This is a genomic window from Bacillus cereus group sp. BceL220 (assembly GCF_051776965.1).
Taxonomy (GTDB): domain Bacteria; phylum Bacillota; class Bacilli; order Bacillales; family Bacillaceae_G; genus Bacillus_A; species Bacillus_A cereus.
In genome coordinates, this window is sequence record NZ_JBPWBC010000008.1 from 184560 (window position 1) to 201881 (window position 17322).

Sequence of the window (17322 nt, forward strand, 5' to 3'; positions counted from 1 at the left end):
AAATAATGGAGATGGTCATTTAAATAACCATCTCCATTATTTTAACTTGTATGCTCCTATTATGTCTACGTCATAAATTTCACAAAATCCTCAAGAAACTTTTTATAATGTAACGACCAACCAATTCGCACCCAATTTTTTAATGCTTTTGCATCAGGTTGAGGTCGAAAATCAGCAATACTCTCTCCTTTTGCAATTCCAGCTGTATCTACATCGACACGACGATATACATAGTCTAAAAGGGATGGATTTGCCGCAACCATCATTGTAACGACGTCATGTACTGGGCTTCCTTTTATTTTCGGATTTAACTTTCTATAAGCTTTATAATAATACGTAAATATCGGCTCGATTAACTTATTAAAACTCGTTTTAGAGTGTTTCGTAATATATTTTACCATTTCCGGCGTAATAATTGCTTCAGATGTAACGTTAAGTGGTACTAATGTCACATTTTTAGCATTTTGCATAACTAATTGCGACGCAATCGGATCACCATGAAAATTCGCCTCTGCGACTGGTGTTACATTGCCAGGCATTAAGAAAGCACCGCCCATTATATAATATTCTTTCACATACTTCATCATCGGCTTTTCTAAAATAAATGCCGTCGCTAGTGTTGTTGATCTACCAGCATCGACTATTATTAATTCCCCTTTATATTTTTCAAGAAGATCAAAAAATGCACAAAAAGGCTTTATATTTGGCGAAAAAGTTTTTGGAGGTTTAATTGGCCCTAAACCGTCTGCCCCATGAATTTCTGGATAATACGTTGTAACATCTCCGGATAAAGGAATTTTCGCACCATTAATAACAGGTATATCTTCCCGTCCTGCCATTTGCAATAAATATGCGGCATTACTTGTCGCCTTTTCTTGTGTTACATTTCCATATCCCGTTACTACCCCAACAATATCAATATCAGGATGCAACAATCCATACATAATTGCTAAAGAGTCATCAATGCCTGGGTCTCCTAAAAATAACACTTTTTTCATCGACCTCAACTCCATCCCCTCAGTTGTTATTAATTTATGAATAAACGTGGATATACAGAATAAAAAAGAACAAATTCATACGAAAAAACGCAGTCTTATAAGGACTACGTTCTTCAGCTAACCTATACTGTTTTTTTTACAGCACTCATACTTCCAATAACATAAGCGATAAACGCAAAACAAATTGGGAAGACAACTGTATGTATACCGAACGGATTTGGATAGAAAAGATGAATACACATATATGAACCTACTCCAACGAAAATGGAAGCAAGCGCTCCTGTAGCATTTCCTTTTCTCCAATATAACCCTAATACGATTGGCCAAATGAATGCTGCTTCTAATCCACCGAAAGAAAATAAATTTAGCCATATTAAAAAATCTGGTGGTTTAATCGCCGCTGCATAAACGAGTAGCCCTACAATACCAGTAATCCACAAACTTCCTTTTTTTATCGTACTGTCTGCTGCATCTTTATTTATGTAATTTACGTATATATCTTTAATAATTGACGAGCTTACAAGTAATAATAAAGAGTTTACTGTAGACATAATCGCCGCCATTGGTGCAGCTAAGAAAACTCCAGCTAACCAAGGTGGCAACACTTCCATCGCGAGTAGCGGCATTACTTTATCTGGTACCGTTATACCTGGAAGTACTACTCTTGCAAATACACCTGTTAAATGCATACCAATCATAATTGTACCAACGACAACTGTTCCAATTATTAAAGCTTGGTGCATAGCTTTTGAATTTTTATAAGACATGGCACGCACGCTAATTTGCGGTAAACCTACAACGCCAATTCCAATTAAAATCCAAAATGATGTAACATATGATTTCGTTAAACTGCCATCTGCTCCGAATGGTGTAATTAAATTTGGATTAATTTGAACAAGTTCCTGCATAATCTTTTCAATTCCACCACCAGCAATGACAGTAGCAATTAAAATGATTGTCGTTCCAACTAACATAATGATTCCTAATAATGTATCTGATAGCGCGACTGCACGAAATCCACCAATTAATACGTACACAAGTACAGAAAAAGTAAATAAAAATAGTGCTGTTGTATACGATAGACCCGTTAGTGACTCGATTAATCGTCCACCGCCGACCCACTGGGCTACTGTCGCTGAAAATAAAAAGATAATAATACATAACGCAGAGAGTATAACAACTGCTTTATTATTGTATCTCCCTTTTAAATAATCGATAAGAGTAATTGCTTCCATCTTCCTAGCAATAATTGCAAACTTTTTACCGATAACCGTTAAAACGATATATCCTGTTACAACTTGAATCGCAGATAATAGTACCCATCCAAGCCCCATATTGTAAGCAATACCGGGACCACCAATAAAGCTACTTGCACTACCGTACGTAGCAATCATTGTCATCGCTAATAATAAACCGCCTAACTCACGCCCACCAAGAAAATATTCTTGTAAAAATTTATTATGTGCTGTTGCTTGCACGCGTCTTGAAGCATATACACCAATTAAAAATACAACGATAAACGAAATTATCATTGGAATGATTACATACCAATTCATCTATTATTCCTCACTTTTTTCTTCCTCATCGAGTGAAATATCTTGAAATACAAAACGAACAACTAAACTAAGTAAAATAACCATAACGATAAATCCAACGATACAGCTATAAAAAAACCATGCGGGAAAACCTAATACATATGTATATTCACTTGGATCTTTACTACCAAGCCCATAAGCAAATCCGTACCATATTATAAAATTAATAATAGCAAGTCCAAGACCAATTAACGCTTCTCTATGGGCTATTCGAAAGCGTGGATCATCATGATAATCTTTCATTTTTCCCCCTCCTCTCACGATGTATTATTGTACCATTGTTCTTCTAGTTTTTCCTACTAGAAAGCAAAAACAAGCAGGATTTTTTATAATCATATAGAAGCTTCTCTTACATTACATATTTTTTACAATTGTAACACAAATGAAATTTGAATTTTCAGTATTTATTAATTATGATTTTAATTAGAGGCTTTCCATCTAGTTTCCACATCCTTGATTTCGGAATAAGCGCCGTCTCGTACTGCGTTTACATTATATTTTCAAGGGGGTTATACAATGAGTCAACTAGCTGTAAATCTTCATGAAAAGGTAGAAAAGTTTCTTCAAGGTACAAAAAAGTTATATGTGAATGGATCTTTCATTGAAAGCGCTTCCGGTAAAACATTTAAAACACCTAACCCAGCAACTGGTGAAACACTTGCCGTCGTTTCTGAAGCTGGTCGCGAAGATATTCATAAAGCTGTAGTCGCAGCTCGTATGGCTTTTGACGAAGGTCCTTGGTCTCGTATGAGCACTGCTGAGCGAAGCCGTCTCATGTACAAGTTAGCTGATCTAATGGAAGAACATAAAGAAGAGCTTGCACAGCTCGAAACATTAGATAACGGAAAACCAATCCGTGAAACAATGGCAGCAGACATACCACTTGCAATTGAGCATATGCGCTATTACGCTGGATGGGCTACGAAAATCGTTGGTCAAACAATTCCTGTTTCCGGTGATTACTTTAACTATACACGCCATGAAGCTGTTGGTGTCGTTGGTCAAATTATCCCTTGGAACTTCCCGCTTCTTATGGCAATGTGGAAAATGGGGGCAGCGCTTGCTACAGGATGTACAATCGTTTTAAAACCTGCAGAACAAACTCCACTATCTGCTCTATACTTAGCTGAATTAATTGAAGAAGCTGGATTCCCGAAAGGTGTTATTAATATCGTACCTGGATTCGGTGAATCAGCTGGACAAGCTCTCGTTAATCATCCACTCGTTGATAAAATTGCATTTACCGGTTCTACTCCTGTCGGTAAACAAATTATGCGACAAGCATCCGAATCATTAAAACGCGTTACACTTGAATTAGGCGGTAAATCACCAAATATCATCTTGCCAGATGCTGATTTATCTCGTGCGATTCCTGGTGCACTTTCTGGTGTTATGTTTAACCAAGGACAAGTATGCTCTGCTGGGTCACGCTTATTTGTTCCGAAGAAAATGTATGATAATGTCATGGCTGATCTCGTCCTCTATTCTAAAAAACTAAATCAAGGTGTCGGTCTTAACCCTGAAACAACAATTGGTCCTCTCGTTTCTGAAGAACAACAAAAACGTGTAATGGGCTACATTGAAAAAGGGATTGAAGAAGGAGCTGAAGTACTATGCGGAGGAAGTAATCCATTCGATCAAGGCTACTTCGTTTCTCCTACAGTATTCGCTGACGTAAATGATGAAATGACGATCGCAAAAGAAGAAATTTTCGGTCCAGTTATTTCTGCAATACCGTTTAACGATATTGATGAAGTAATTGAACGTGCAAATAAATCACAATTCGGCTTAGCGGCTGGTGTGTGGACAGAAAATGTTAAAACAGCACACTATGTTGCAAGTAAAGTACGTGCAGGTACAGTATGGGTAAACTGTTATAACGTCTTTGATGCAGCATCTCCATTTGGAGGATTTAAACAATCTGGTCTTGGCCGTGAAATGGGATCTTACGCATTAAATAACTATACAGAAGTAAAGAGCGTTTGGCTTAACTTAAATTAATGAAAAGAACCTGACCTACCTGGTCAGGTTCTTTTCATTATGTATTCCTTTAAACTTGCAGTCCTCCGCTCACATTTAATACTTCACCTGTAATATAAGATGCGTATTCTGATGCTAAAAAAGCTGCTGCGTTCGCAATATCTTCTGGCGTTCCAATTCTACCAACTGGAATAGCACCAACCATCTTTTCTTTCACTTTATCTGGTATCGTTTTTGTCATATCTGTATCCATAAAACCCGGACAAATCGCATTACAAGTAATACCGAAGCTTCCAACTTCTTTCGCTGCTGTTTTCGTTAAACCGACAACTCCTGCCTTTGTAGCCGCATAATTTGCTTGACCTATGTTTCCTTCTCTACTAATTGAAGATATATTAATAATGCGTCCATACCCTTGTTGTCTCATGTAAAGAAGCGCTGGTTGCATACAATAAAAAACACCAGTTAAGTTCACTTGTAATACTTGTTCCCAAGCAGACTTCTCCATTTTATGTAACATTGCATCTCTTGTAATCCCGGCGTTATTCACCAAAATATGTAATGTACCGAATTTTTGAACCGCATATTCAATTAACGACTTCGCTTCATTTTGATTACTCACATCACATCGATATGAGCATACTTCATATCCTTCATCTGATAATTCACGTGTCGTTTTTTGTAGCTTCTCTTCATTTACATCGCTAATTAATACTTTCGCCCCCAGCTTTGCATAAACCCTTGCAATCTCTTTTCCAATTCCCTGTGCAGCTCCTGTTACAACAGCTGTTTTCCCATATAAAAACTCCATTCCTATCCCCCATTTCTATTACTTATACTGTATATTTCGGCTTTTTACTTTCCAATTCCTCTTTGTATAAAAAAGTCTATTTGTGTCAAACTAACTTTGCAACGTCGCATAAAGTGCAAGGAGATTATGTCGAATGAACAAAAAGAATTTCAAACAAAGCAAAGCAACTGATGGCATTGATGTTGAGTTCTCTCGCGAACTCGCTGACCACAATGACTTAGAAGCAAACGCACGTGCAAATGCCGCTGATGCACGTCAAAAACGCCAATCAACCGAAAAATAAGGTACATCACAACCTTATTCTTTTCAAAAGGGACCTACTACCCAACAAAATAAACCGAGAGACATCTCTCGGTTTATTTTCTATATTTTTTTGCATAATGAGCCAAAGTAAGCAACGGATATATATGAGCATAACTATGATAACGAATATAAAACCCACCTGGCAAGCCTGTTCCAGTAGGATATTTTTCATTTACATAAGGGTTGGAGAGCAAATATGAAATACCTTTGCGAATGACTGGCGTTTCTTTATCATAGTAAGAAATGAGGGCATCTAACGCCCATGCTGTTTGGGATGGTGTACTAAATGGCAAAGTAACAAATCTTTTTTCCACACTACTTTGGCAAGATTCTCCCCAGCCACCATCTTCATGCTGTATATGTTCAAGCCATAAAGCTGCTCGTTTCAATGATGGATCGCTAAATGGTATTCCGAGTGACCGTAAACCCGTCAACACTGCCCACGTACCATATATATAACAAATTCCCCATTTCCCATACCACGATCCATTTTCCTCTTGTACATTCATTAACCAATTTATCGCACTTTGTTTTTGTTTCTCGGGCAATTCATTTTGCGTATACGTCCCGAAAAATTCTAACACTCTTCCTGTAATATCTGGTGTAGAAGGATCTGTAATCATATCACTTGCATTTTCGATTGGTAAATTTGCTAATATACGGCTCGTTACCCCTTTTTCAAAAGCCCCCCAACCACCATCATTATTTTGCAATCCTTTAACCCAATTAACCGCTCGCTTCCAAGCATTGTCTACATTTTCGTTCCCTCTACTTCGCGCCAATGCTCTTAACGCAGCAGTTGTATCATCAATATCTGGAATCGTCGTATTCACATCCGAAAAGCCCCAACCACCTGGGAAGAGATCCGGTGCATGTACACTCCAATCTACTTTCTTTGTTTGCTGTTTTCTTAGTAAATACGCTGATGCATTTTGAATCACTTTACTTGCTTTCGGAACTTGAGCTTCTTGCAAAGCATAACTGAGTAAAGCTGTATCCCATATAGTTGACGGAGAGTTTTGCAAATGGCTCCCTCTCTCCATCTTCCATATATAAGATGTGATTCCCATTATAGCCTTCTGAATAATTGGTGAGTGAATAGAATGTCCTAATGCAAGTAAAGCATAAATCATATAAAACGAGGCAGTTGCGTAACTATATAATGTTCCATTTTCATCAATACGCTCTTTCATAAAACGTTCTACTTCCTCATATCCTTTATGATGCAAAGAAAGTGGATACGTTATAATTTTCTTCACGTCACTTACTAACGTTTGAAAAACTGGAGACCGATCCTCCCGAAACCATTCTCCGCCCCCGCCTGCAATATGATTTAAATTTGGCAATAACTTTTTCCCTACTCGAAATCTTTTATTTAAACACAACATCATCGGAATTAAATGGATACGTGCTGAGCTACTCAATTCAAATATACTGAGAGGGGAATCATTCTGCAGAAACATAATTGGTGTTGGCAAATGAAAGAGAGAAGGATATTCATATTCTCCATGAATCGCTAATAAAAACTTCGTCATAAAATGAGCACGCGCTACCCCACCGCGCTCATTTATAAACATTTCCGCTCGCTTCATATTCGCATCTTCTTTTGTATATTTTTCCGATGCAAGTAAGGCAGCATAAGATTGAATTGTAGCAGATAAATTACCACCCATTTCATCTTCATACAATTTCCATGTTCCTTCATTTGTTTGAAGTGATGCTAATCTTTTTACAAACGGTTCTATCTCTTTATCTCTACCTAATAATTTTAATAAAAAAATCATATGACAATCTGTTAGCGGCGCTCCTTCAAAACAAAACTGCCACGTACCATCTTGCCGTTGCATTGTTTGAAGTGCAGTTGTTCTTCTCGCTATTTCTTCATGCACTTTTTCATATAATAACAAGTTACTCACCCACCCTTTCGAAATCCGTATAACGATATTCAAAAAGGTAGCTGAATATGTATAAAAACAAAGAAAAGCAGAACATATAAAATGTTCCGCTCATAAACAATATCCTACTCCGACAATAATCCCTAATAAAGCACCAACTACTACTTCATACGGTGTATGCCCAACAAGTTCATTTAACTTCTTATATTCTGTTTGTCTACCGTGAAAAAAGTCATTCAATATTTTTGCTTGTTTACTTACTGCAAGCCTTACTCCTGAAGCATCATACATAACAATAATGGCAAAAATAGTAGCAACCGCAAACATCGAGCTTTCCACACCTTCTACTACCCCAACTCCTGTAGCAAGTGCTGTAACAGTTGAAGCATGAGAACTCGGCATCCCACCTGAAGCGAAAAACTTTGCAAAATCAAATTCACCCGTTTTGACTAATTTAAAGACTACTTTCGTTAATTGTGCTAAAAACCATGAAATTACAGCGGCCATAAGCGGATCATTATGTAAAATTGTTTCCACGTTCTCAGCTCCCTACTAGCTATGATGGAAATCCTATATAGTATCAGTATAAAGAAAAATGCGTAGAAAATACTACGCATTATGATACTTTTGCTGATTTATTTTTTATAAATTTCGGTTGTTTCTGCACTAAAAACTTTGTCTTCGCTACCGAGAATACAAATAAAGCAACCCATATACAGAAAAATGCAATCATATGTGTAGATGTGAAATGTTCACCAAATACAAATACACCTAAAATTAAGCTAATTGTTGGCGCAATATATTGTAAAAATCCCACCATATAAAGCGGAATAAGTTGTGCTCCTTTTGCAAAATAAAATAGTGGTAATGCCGTTACAATACCTGCTCCTATTAAAAGTAACGTTGATAACATTGAAATAGATCCAAATGAGCCGAAACCATGTGCTCCTGTCATAACAAGATAAATGATTGCAAACGGCGTCACTAACATCGTTTCCATCGTAAGTCCAATTGTGGCATCATAGTTTAACAGTTTTTTCGTTAATCCGTATAATCCAAATGAAAAGGCAAGTGAAAGAGAAACCCACGGAATAGATCCGAAACGTACTGTTAAAATGACAACCCCTACTCCTGCTAAACCAACTGCAACATATTGCCAAAAGTTTAACTTTTCCTTTAAAACGACTGTACCAAGTAAAATACTAATAAGCGGATTAATATAATAGCCAAGACTCGCTTCAATAACATGATTATGATTAACGGCCCATATGTAAACAAACCAGTTTCCGCTAATCAAGACTGAAGCTATTGTTAATGACATTAATAATTTAGGTCGTTTAAAAAGATTCACAAATTCCCCAATAAACTGGCGAAACCTCTTCGTAACACCTAATACAAGTAACATAAAAACAAATGCCCAAACGATGCGGTGTGCTAATATTTCATCTGCTGGAACTTCCTCAACCCATTTCCAATAAATCGGTAGAATTCCCCACATCGTATAAGCACCAGCCGCATATAGTATCCCTTTTTTTTGCTCTGCTGATTGACTCCCCATCTTCCTTTTTCTCCTCTTCTCATTTTTTCTCCATTATACGGTCTCACATGCTCACTTTACCAATAATCAATCTGCATTTCTTTCGACATTTCTCATACAACGAATAATAAACATACCGTTATTACAACAAGTAACGGTATGCCGAAAACAAATTTCTTTTTATGAGTTTTATGATGAAACATATACATACCGATCCAAGCTCCAACTGCTCCCCCAGCTGCCGCTGATAAAAACAGCGTACTTTCTGGCGTTCTCCACTGTTTCTTCTTTGCTTTTCGTTTATCAAGCCCCATAAGGCTAAAAGCTATAACGTTAATAATAAGAAAATAAATCCATTTCATCGCTTTCTCTCCTTATGAAAAATTCGCTTAATGGTAACACGAAAAAACGCCGGAAACAACTGAAGAACTCTTTTTATCAAACTAGTTTCATTCCTTTTTCTTAATTAGTTACCTTCATATTTACAAAACCAACTAAAATCGCAATTAAAGCATTTAAATAGAAAAATGTTATGAGCAGAATCTTATATTTCATTACATTCACCCACTACCATATCATCAAAAAAACTGCTCTCAATCACTTTCTCCTCAAAATGAAGAACTACAATTAGCCCTACATATAAAGAAACCAAATTTAGAAACCATTCCCCATTCTCATCTTTCTTAGCTAAGCATTTAAATATCTCTTGAAATTGCATACGCTCGTCTGCAGCAACAATCGGACGCACACCAAAATATTTCAATACGAGATTCAGCTTCAACTGCACGGATAATGATAAAATATATTTTAATAGCTTCGTATACTCTGTACTATCTTTTTGACTATACAACTTCACAAGCTTTGGATGTAAATTCGAAATCGATAATTCCTCGTCAGTCACTCTAGTTACTTCTATCGTTTCAATCATCTTTTTCATATCCATCACATTCACCCCTTCTGAAAAAATTCTAAAGCCAAAAAGTACTTAATTCAAAATGTGCAATAATTGTGCGTTTCTCGTCTCTCGTTCTTCCTCACTGACTAAATCATACTTTTTTAGAAGGTGAAAAATATCATTTAATAATTTCTGCGAATGATTACCTTGTAAAAAACTCTTTAACTCTTTAAAGATCCCTTCAGGTAAAGAATTCTTTTGACTTTCGAGCTTATTCATCACATCTTCAATAGAATGATCAATGTTACACGCCATACTAAACCTCCCCCTCTATCCTCTATAAATAATATCCTCAGCTAACGATGTAAACACTTCTCCAACAAGAGAATCTTCATCATATACAGATGAACCGCTATTTTCTTCACGTTTTGCAAAAGGTATCTTGGCAATTACTTCTGCTTGCAATTGTTCTGCAAGCATTTCGCCGCCGCCTTTTCCGAAGAGATAATTTTTCGATCCATCTTGCTCTTCATAATAAGCCATATTTTCCACAATACCTAAAATCTCATGCTTCGTATGTTTTGCCATTACACCGACTCTTGAAGCAACGAATGAAGCTACATTGTGCGGAGTTGTAACAATTATTTCTTTCGCTTGCGGAATCATCGCTGCAACATCAATCGCAACATCTCCTGTACCTGGTGGTAAATCAAGTAATAAATAATCTAATTCTCCCCAGTGTGTATTCGCAAGGAAATTTTGAATCCATTTATTTAGCATCGGTCCGCGCCACATAACTGGGTTATTTCCTTCTGTAAAAAATCCCATCGACATGATTTTAACACCGTGACTAATGACTGGAATTGCCGTTTGATCAATCATCGTTGGTTTCGTATTCGTTTCCATCATAGCTGGAATACTAAAACCATATATATCTGCATCTAATATCCCCACTTTCTTGCCCATACGAGCTAGTGCAGTTGCAAGATTAATTGTCACCGTTGATTTTCCAACTCCGCCTTTTCCACTCGTTACAGTAATAAAACGTACTCCTGAATCCGGGCGAAGCATGCTCGGCATACCAGTTTCTGTTCTAGTATTTTTCTTTAACTTCTCTGTTAAAGCTGCACGTTCTTCTTGTGTCATAGAACCAAATGTTACATCCACTTTAGAAGCACCAATTGCGTGAAGTGATTCTTCAATATCTTGTTGAATTTTTGCTTTTAACGGACAACCTTGGATTGTTAGTACTACTTCAAGTTTAACCTCTGTTCCGTTCATTTGTACATTTCTAACCATATTTAATTCTACAACACTTTTGTGTAACTCTGGGTCCTCTACATGTTTTAATGCATTCATTATTTGTTCTTGAGTAAGCATGGAACTCATCCCTTCTCTTATTCTAATTTATATACAACATCTTCTTGGCGCTTCATCTGGTGAAAAAGCTTATTACCCGCCGCTAACGGGCGGGATTAATGCGACTATATCTCCAGCCTTTATCATCTCTTCATTCATTACAAGCTCCTCATTAACAGCCACCATCACTTTATCCAGCGATTGTAAACAATAGCTGACTTTGAGCCATTCTTTTAATTGCTGCACTGTCATTTCTTGCTTTTCTGAAATTACTAATCGATCCGATCCAACTTCCTCACGCAGATTTGCAAATAATAAAATTGTAATCATTTTCTCATTCTTCCTTCTTTGGTTTTCCTTCTGGATATGGTGTGTTTTCAAGTTGATCTCCAATCCACATCGTTCCATCTTCCCAAAATTCTTTTTTCCAAATTGGAACAATTCGTTTTATACGTTCAATCGCGTACTCATTCGCTTCATAAGCTACTTTACGATGCGGTGATGAAACTGCAATGACTACCGCAATATCCATTATTTCTAGCCGCCCTACACGGTGCGTAATTGCTACTTTTGCATCCGGCCATCTTTCACTAATCTCTTCACCAATTCTCATAAGTTGTTTTACTGCCATCGGTTTATATGCTTCATACTCTAAATGTAGCGTTCGTTTTCCTTTTGTTAATTCTCTCACCGTACCAATGAATGTTGTAATCGCACCTGCTTCCCTTCTTGCGACTTTATTCGTTACTTCTTCAACTAAAATCGGATTATCTACAATTTCAAATAGCGCTTGTCTCATTAGAACCACCTCTCACTTTATGAAATGTCCAAGGCCATTCACTACCTTCGTTATCTTCTAATAATAGAACATCAACAAACATATCTTTTTTATATCCTCTTGTCCCGCCCGGCAATACGATAAACGCATTTGATTCTGCCAATGAAGAAACTGAGCTAGATTTATCAAACCCTGATGGATAAGCGATTAATTTCCCCTCATCATATTGCAATTTTGCTCGTACAAATCTTGTAAATGGATTCGGTTTTAGAAAATCTTCTCCTAATAACGCTTTTTCTCTTTTTAAATGTACTTTTTCACTAAACATATACGTCCGAATACACGGTCTTACGAATAATTCAAACCCTACGTAACAAGCGGATGGATTTCCTGATAAACCAAATAATAACTTGCCATTTAATTGTGCTACAGTCGTAACACTTCCTGGTCGCATTGCAACTTTATTAAAAAGAACAGATGCACCTAACTTTTCGTAAATAGCTGGTAAATAATCATAATCTCCTACTGATACACCGCCCGTTGTAATTAACATATCTACTTGGCCAAGCGCTTCTTTCACAGCTGTAAAACACGTATTAAAATCATCACTAAACTTCCCAAAATATTTTACTCTGCCGCCCGCTCTTCGAATTTGAGACAATATCATATACGTATTACTGTTTCGGATTTTCCCTGGCTGTAATGAATCATCGACATCAAGCAATTCACTCCCAGTCGCTAACAGTCCAATTACAGGCTTTCTCGCAACTGGCACTTCACTATAACCGAATGTAGCAAGAAGAGCTGAAATACCTGGATTAATGTACGATCCTTTCTTTGCAAGAACCGTTCCTTTACGAGCATCTTCACCTTGAAAAGAAATATTGTCGCCCGTTTTGAATGATCGCTTCACTTCCATATAATTGTTGCCATTCTTCTCATATTGACGAGTCAGCTCTAACATAACAACCGCATCACACTCATTCGGAATTTGTGCTCCCGTCATAATTCGAACTGCTTGAAACGGACCTACTTTCTCATGGAATAGCGATCCTGCACCAATTTCACCCACTACTTCAAATACAATTGGCGTTTCATAACTTGCTAAATTAGTATCTTCTGCTCGAATAGCAAATCCGTCATACGGCGAACGATTAAATGACGGTACATCATGGTCAGCTACTAAATCCTCCGCTAATATACGTCCATAAGCTAATTCAATTGGTAATAGCTCCTTTAAGCCTTTATCAGCAAATCCCATCACTTTACGAACAGCTTCTTCAACCGTAATTGGCACTCTTCTTTCCATTGTTGACACCCTCTCTATTAACCGAATACGCGATAATATAGTTGTTTCGCTTTCGAAATATCATTTGTACCATGAATAAAAACACGACCATCTCGAAAAACAACCACGCGGTAATCATCGAATTGGCAAGATAGTAAATACGGATTCCGATCTACTTTCCCCAGTTTTTGTAATACTTTTTCTATATCATCAAAATTGTATTTCCTATTGTCTACTGTTCTAATTTGAACTGTATTTCTTCCGCATAAAACAGCTGCTTTCGTTTGATTTTCGTATGATAAATAAGGATAAGTTCGATTCAAACCGCATGAGAGACAAGTGTCTGTTTTTATTTTCCCTAATTTTATAAAATGATTTTGATTACTCCATATATCAAACATGAAAAATGTTTTTCTAATTGCTGAGAAATCTTCCACTAAAATTTTGAGTGCTTCTGCCACTTGATATGCTGCGACGATTTGAACAGTCGGGCTAATAATTCCAGCGGTATCACATGTCACACCTGTAACAGGAATATTTTTCAGCATACAATGTAAACACGGTGTCTCTTGCGGAATAATTGTATAACTCATACCATACGATCCAACGCAAGAACCATATACCCAAGGAATATTATGTTTTTGTGATAAATCATTTATTACAAATCGAATATCAAAATTATCTGTTGCATCAATGATTACATCTACATTTTTTAATAGACCTTCCATATTTTCTGAAGTTGCATCCATTACGAAAGCATGTATTTGTACTTCCGAATTAATTTGTTCTAACCGATTTTTTGCAGCAATTGCTTTCGGCATTTTCTCTCTCGCATCTTGTTCAGAGTACAATTGTTGCCTTTGTAAATTACTCCATTCAACGTAGTCACGATCAATAATCGTCAACTTGCCAACACCTGCACGTACGAAACTTTCGGCACTTGCACTTCCTAATGCGCCTGCCCCTACAATTAACACATGTTTATTTCGAATTTTTTCTTGTCCTTTACTCCCAATTGGTTTGAACAACTGTTGTCGTGAATACCGATCAGCCATTACATACCCTTCCTCTCAAGAACTCTATTTCATATCAGAATGTTGTTTCTGATAACAAGCAAAGTAAGCAAAACCAACAAACCCAGCTCCTCCAATTACATTTCCGATAAAAACAGGAACAAAATTTTTAGCCAAATCCATCCACGTTAGATGACCAGCAAAAATAACAGCGGAAATGACAAACATATTTGCTACTACTTGCTGAAATCCAATCACTACAAATGCCATAATTGGAATCCAAATTCCGATGATTTTTCCGACAAAATCACTCGTCCCGTAAGCGAGCCAAAGAGCAAGACAAACGAGCCAATTACAACCAATTGCTAAAATTAAAGTTCTTCCAAATGATTCATGTAACTTCCCTTCCGCTATCGCTACCGTTTTATTTAAATACTCTCCCTCTGTTAATCCGCCAAGATGCCCAAAGCAATACGCAACGAAAATTGCCCCAATAAAATTCATGAGAGTAATCCAAACCCAGTTATTCAGTACACTTATCAATGTAATTTTCTTTGCATAAAGCGCCATAGACAGTGACATCATATTTCCCGTAATTAATTCTCCTCCTGCTAATACTACGAGCATGAGTCCAACAGGAAATACTGCTCCTCCTAAAACATTCACTAGACTTCCCCAGCGCTCAGGTAAATTCCCTAAAACTCGAATGTTAAGTAAAAAACCTATCGCAATAAACGCTCCTCCTAAAAAACCGAGAATAAGCATCGCTGGCAATGTCTGTCTTACTTTTTGAACACCGGCCTCAATGACAAGCTCAGCAATTTGTTCCGGCTTATAAAATGCCATTACCCATTCCTCCATTTTCTCCAAATAAAAAAGCAGCTTCAAAAAACCTCCTCAAAATAAAGGTTTTTGAATGCTGCTTAATTTCTCTGCACATCTTTTACAGAGATATCAATCATCACTTTTACTATAAAATAGAAAATCCACAACTCTTGTAAATTTTCCATTTTTCACTATGAAGCTAGCTTTATATATTAACCACCGATATGTGACATTTCAATTTTAGGTATTGTTTTCTTATTTGTATGATTTAAGCGTTCATCTGAATAACGATCTTCCCTATTATTCCATATATCGCGTACTACATCTGTAATGTCCTCATCTGTATGTTCAGAACGAAGCAATTCTCTTAAATCATTTCCTTTAGAAGCAAATAAGCAAGTATATAATTTTCCTTCTGCAGAAATACGAGCTCTCGTACATGATGAGCAAAAAGATTCTGTTACTGATGAAATAATACCTATTTCCTCATCGCTTCCTATATAACGATACCTAGTAGCCACTTCACCAGAATAATTTGCTTCTATCCGTTCTAACGGCATAACTTGATGAATCGTATCTACTATTTCTTGTTTAGAGACGACCTCTTTTAAATCCCAACCATTATAATTTCCAACATCCATATACTCAATAAAACGAAGAATATGCTTATTTTCCTTAAAATATTGCGCCATCTGCAAAATGTCCTGTTCGTTTTTTCCCTTTTGAACGACCATGTTTATTTTAATTTTCATTCCAACTTCAGCTGCAGCCTGTATTCCTTCCAGAACCCTTTGCACTTTGCTCCTATTACCATTTAAATAGAAAAACCGATCTTCTTCCAAGGAATCTAAGCTAACTGTTACACGTGATAGTCCCGTCTTATATAAATCAGGAGCAAACTTTTTAAGTAACGATCCATTGGTTGTTAAACCGATATCTTCTACACCATCAATTTTATTAAGGCGCTCAATAAGCTGCGGAAGACCTCTTCGAAGTAACGGTTCTCCGCCCGTAATTCGTAACTTTCTTACACCTAAAGAAACAAAAATACGTGTTATCCTTTCAATCTCATCAAAAGATAAAATTTTATCATTAGACAAAAACGAGTAATCAGGACCAAATATTTCTTCTGGCATACAATATCGGCAGCGAAAATTACAGCGATCAGTAACTGAAATACGTAAATCCTTTAACGGACGTTGCAACTTGTCTAATGTAACTGATTTCATCTTCATTGCCTCACTTTTATTTTATATTTAAAACACGTTCTGGATGGGTATATACATTTAAGGAGTGATTACGAATAAATCCTATTGTCGTAATACCTAAATCTTCCGCTAGTTGCAAAGCTAATTCAGTTGGAGCTGATTTTGATAGTATAATTTCACAACCGATTTTTGCAACTTTCAATAATATTTCCGAAGAAATACGACCACTAAAAACAATGATTTTATCTTTTATAGAAATATCGTTTCTTAAACAATAACCGTAAATTTTGTCTAGTGCATTATGCCTACCAATATCCATTCGGCTTAAAATAATACCATTCACATCACATAAAGCTGCATTATGAACCCCGCCAGTATGATGAAACGTATCCGCAGATTGCTGCATTTCTTTCATTAACCGAAAACAATCCTCTGCCGCAACCTGTACATGGACACCCTTCATTTTTTTTGCACTTAGTGCATCATTAGCAAAAACAAACCCTTGCCTACTCATACCACAACAAGACGTAATATATCGTTTATTTTGCATTTGTTCATAATACGGATTTACTTTTGTCGTTGTTACATGTACAAATCCTTCTTTCTCCTGCATCCATATGCTATCAATATCTTCATACTTCCGAATGATTCCTTCAGACGCCAAGAAGCCTATTACCATATCTTCTATATATTCTGGAGTACTAACCATTGTAACAAACTCCTGTCCGTTCATTTTAATGGTGACAGGAAACTCTGTTACAATGCTGTCCTCTATATGCTTAAACGCCCCTTGTTCATAACGAAAGATTTCTCTTTCTACCTGTATCGGTTTCACGA

Annotated in this window: 20 protein-coding genes; 2 read left to right on the forward strand and 18 right to left on the reverse strand. The window is 36.8% G+C overall.

The window, feature by feature from the left end; genetic code table 11:
• Positions 1-65 precede the first annotated feature (65 nt).
• The 3 genes from ACS2FK_RS20955 to ACS2FK_RS20965 all read right to left on the reverse strand — a co-directional run bounded on the left by ACS2FK_RS20955 (position 66) and on the right by ACS2FK_RS20965 (position 2836).
• A complete protein-coding gene (locus tag ACS2FK_RS20955; RefSeq protein WP_000756465.1) occupies positions 66-998 on the reverse strand; it encodes a nucleoside hydrolase in 933 nt (310 codons plus the stop codon).
• A 122-nt stretch (positions 999-1120) separates the two neighbouring features.
• On the reverse strand, positions 1121-2554 hold the full coding sequence (gene panF, locus ACS2FK_RS20960) for a sodium/pantothenate symporter (protein WP_001104824.1): 1434 nt from the start codon (positions 2552-2554) through the stop codon (positions 1121-1123).
• Between the two features lie 3 nt (positions 2555-2557).
• On the reverse strand, positions 2558-2836 hold the full coding sequence (locus ACS2FK_RS20965; protein WP_000656237.1) for a YhdT family protein: 279 nt from the start codon (positions 2834-2836) through the stop codon (positions 2558-2560).
• 273 nt (positions 2837-3109) lie between these two features.
• Here ACS2FK_RS20965 and dhaS point away from each other — a divergent pair, with 273 nt between their 5' ends.
• Complete coding sequence (gene dhaS / locus ACS2FK_RS20970; protein WP_000080279.1) at positions 3110-4594, forward strand: aldehyde dehydrogenase DhaS; 1485 nt, start codon at positions 3110-3112, stop codon at positions 4592-4594.
• Between the two features lie 49 nt (positions 4595-4643).
• Here the strand turns inward: dhaS and fabG are convergent, their stop codons facing one another.
• Complete coding sequence (fabG, locus tag ACS2FK_RS20975; RefSeq protein ID WP_000395352.1) at positions 4644-5384, reverse strand: 3-oxoacyl-ACP reductase FabG; 741 nt, start codon at positions 5382-5384, stop codon at positions 4644-4646.
• 133 nt (positions 5385-5517) lie between these two features.
• On the opposite strand from fabG, the gene ACS2FK_RS20980 reads away from it, so the two are divergent.
• On the forward strand, positions 5518-5667 hold the full coding sequence (locus ACS2FK_RS20980; protein WP_001035815.1) for a YfhD family protein: 150 nt from the start codon (positions 5518-5520) through the stop codon (positions 5665-5667).
• A 73-nt stretch (positions 5668-5740) separates the two neighbouring features.
• Here the strand turns inward: ACS2FK_RS20980 and ACS2FK_RS20985 are convergent, their stop codons facing one another.
• The 14 genes from ACS2FK_RS20985 to fdhD form a co-directional block, all read right to left on the reverse strand.
• Complete coding sequence (locus ACS2FK_RS20985) at positions 5741-7594, reverse strand: terpene cyclase/mutase family protein (RefSeq protein ID WP_063548296.1); 1854 nt, start codon at positions 7592-7594, stop codon at positions 5741-5743.
• Positions 7595-7693: 99 nt separating this feature from the next.
• On the reverse strand, positions 7694-8119 hold the full coding sequence (locus tag ACS2FK_RS20990) for a divergent PAP2 family protein (protein WP_063548298.1): 426 nt from the start codon (positions 8117-8119) through the stop codon (positions 7694-7696).
• 79 nt (positions 8120-8198) lie between these two features.
• Complete coding sequence (gene rarD / locus ACS2FK_RS20995; RefSeq protein WP_000535541.1) at positions 8199-9140, reverse strand: EamA family transporter RarD; 942 nt, start codon at positions 9138-9140, stop codon at positions 8199-8201.
• A gap of 92 nt (positions 9141-9232) precedes the next feature.
• Positions 9233-9481, reverse strand: coding sequence for a DUF1294 domain-containing protein (locus ACS2FK_RS21000; protein WP_000871349.1), 249 nt, complete (start codon positions 9479-9481; stop codon positions 9233-9235).
• A gap of 182 nt (positions 9482-9663) precedes the next feature.
• On the reverse strand, positions 9664-10062 hold the full coding sequence (locus tag ACS2FK_RS21005; protein ID WP_000367304.1) for a hypothetical protein: 399 nt from the start codon (positions 10060-10062) through the stop codon (positions 9664-9666).
• Positions 10063-10104: 42 nt separating this feature from the next.
• Positions 10105-10329: a hypothetical protein gene (locus ACS2FK_RS21010; protein WP_000752378.1), complete on the reverse strand. Its 225-nt coding sequence runs from the start codon at positions 10327-10329 to the stop codon at positions 10105-10107.
• Between the two features lie 15 nt (positions 10330-10344).
• Positions 10345-11394 carry a P-loop NTPase gene (locus ACS2FK_RS21015; RefSeq protein WP_063548300.1) on the reverse strand — a complete coding sequence of 350 codons (1050 nt, stop codon included), beginning with the start codon at positions 11392-11394 and terminating at the stop codon, positions 10345-10347.
• 72 nt (positions 11395-11466) lie between these two features.
• Positions 11467-11703, reverse strand: a complete 237-nt coding sequence (moaD, locus tag ACS2FK_RS21020) for a molybdopterin converting factor subunit 1 (RefSeq protein ID WP_000628503.1) — start codon at positions 11701-11703, stop codon at positions 11467-11469.
• A gap of 4 nt (positions 11704-11707) precedes the next feature.
• Entirely contained in the window at positions 11708-12172 is a 465-nt protein-coding gene (moaE, locus tag ACS2FK_RS21025) for a molybdopterin synthase catalytic subunit MoaE (RefSeq protein WP_001248111.1), read from the reverse strand.
• Entirely contained in the window at positions 12153-13460 is a 1308-nt protein-coding gene (locus ACS2FK_RS21030; RefSeq protein ID WP_063548302.1) for a molybdopterin molybdotransferase MoeA, read from the reverse strand. Before ACS2FK_RS21030 ends, moaE begins: the two co-directional genes overlap by 20 nt.
• Positions 13461-13477: 17 nt before the next feature.
• Complete coding sequence (locus tag ACS2FK_RS21035; RefSeq protein ID WP_000785264.1) at positions 13478-14494, reverse strand: molybdopterin-synthase adenylyltransferase MoeB; 1017 nt, start codon at positions 14492-14494, stop codon at positions 13478-13480.
• A 24-nt stretch (positions 14495-14518) separates the two neighbouring features.
• Positions 14519-15298, reverse strand: coding sequence for a formate/nitrite transporter family protein (locus ACS2FK_RS21040; protein WP_063548304.1), 780 nt, complete (start codon positions 15296-15298; stop codon positions 14519-14521).
• Between the two features lie 191 nt (positions 15299-15489).
• Positions 15490-16506, reverse strand: coding sequence for a GTP 3',8-cyclase MoaA (gene moaA, locus ACS2FK_RS21045; protein WP_023522699.1), 1017 nt, complete (start codon positions 16504-16506; stop codon positions 15490-15492).
• A 16-nt stretch (positions 16507-16522) separates the two neighbouring features.
• Entirely contained in the window at positions 16523-17320 is a 798-nt protein-coding gene (fdhD, locus tag ACS2FK_RS21050) for a formate dehydrogenase accessory sulfurtransferase FdhD (RefSeq protein WP_063548306.1), read from the reverse strand.
• Positions 17321-17322: the final 2 nt, after the last annotated feature.